The sequence below is a fragment of the Cryobacterium sp. TMN-39-2 genome (assembly GCF_004402745.1).
GTDB classification, from domain to species: domain Bacteria; phylum Actinomycetota; class Actinomycetes; order Actinomycetales; family Microbacteriaceae; genus Cryobacterium; species Cryobacterium zongtaii.
Genome location: NZ_SOFX01000039.1, coordinates 1 through 1,205, shown reverse-complemented (window position 1 = coordinate 1,205; position 1,205 = coordinate 1). Strand labels below are relative to the sequence as shown.

Genomic DNA, 1,205 nt, shown 5'->3' with positions numbered 1-1,205 from the left:
TTACAGGCCTTGCGCCAGGCGGTAGTACGCCTGGTTCCATCGGACCTCGCGGGAGAAGTCCCGCAGGGTGGTGGTTTCATCGATCACGAGGAGCTCGGTTTGAGCGATCTCGGCGAAGTCTTGGAACACCTCGATGCCGACGGCTGTCGACATGACTGTGTGGTGGGCGGCGCCGGCGGTGAGCCAGGCGGCGGCGGAGGTGGCGAAGTCGGGTGCGGGCTTCCAGACGGCGCGGCCGACGGGGAGTTTGGGTAGCGCTTGGGTGGGTTCGACGACCTCGACGACGTTCGCGGTGAGGCGGAACCTGTCGCGCATGTCGCTCATCGCGACGACCACGGCGGGGCCGGGGGCGGCGTTGAAGACCAGGCGCACCGGGTCGTCTTTGCCGCCGATGCCCAGCGGGTGGATCTCCAGGGTCGGCTTCTCGGTGGCCAGTGACGGGCTGACCTCGAGCATGTGGGCGCCGAGGATGAGTTCGGCGCCGGGGGTGAGGTCGTAGGTGTAGTCCTCCATCAGGCTCGCCCCGCCGGGCAGGCCCGAACCCATCACGTTGGCCACGCGGACCAGGATCGCGGTCTTCCAGTCGCCTTCGGCGCCGAAGCCGTAGCCCTGGGCCATGAGGCGTTGCACGGCCAGGCCGGGCAGTTGCTTGAGGGCGCCGAGGTCTTCGAAGTTGGTGGTGAACGCGCTGAAACCGCCGGCTTCGAGGAAGGACTTCAACCCGAGTTCGATCGCGGCGCCGTAGCGCAGCGACTCGTGCCGGTCGCCGCCGCGGCGAAGCTCCGGGGCCACGTCGTAGAGCTCTTCGTATTCGGCCACGAGCGCGTCGATGTCAGCAGCCGTGGCGGCGTGCACGGTCTCGGCGAGTTCGTTGACCGACCAGGTGTTCACCTGCACGCCGAAACGCAGCTCGGCTTCGGTTTTGTCGCCCTCGGTGACGGCGACGTAACGCATGTTGTCGCCGAACCGGGCCAGTTTCATATTGTTCGATGCCGCCCAGCCGGCCGCGGCACGCGTCCAGGTGCCGATCGAGGCGCTGACCACCGGGTTGGACACGTGGCCGACAACGGTCTTCCGCGACACGCCCAGGCGGGTCTGGATGTACCCGAACTCCCGGTCGCCGTGCGCGGCCTGGTTCAGGTTCATGAAATCGAAATCGATCTCGGCCCAGGGCAGTTCCACGTTGGCCTGGGTGTGCAGGTGCA

1 protein-coding gene is annotated in these 1,205 nt (G+C 67.5%); it reads right to left on the bottom strand.

The features are described 5' to 3' along the window. Positions 1–1,205, bottom strand: a 1,205-nt coding sequence (gene araA, locus E3O57_RS15080; protein ID WP_134456617.1) for an L-arabinose isomerase, incomplete at its 5' end; no start/stop codon positions are given.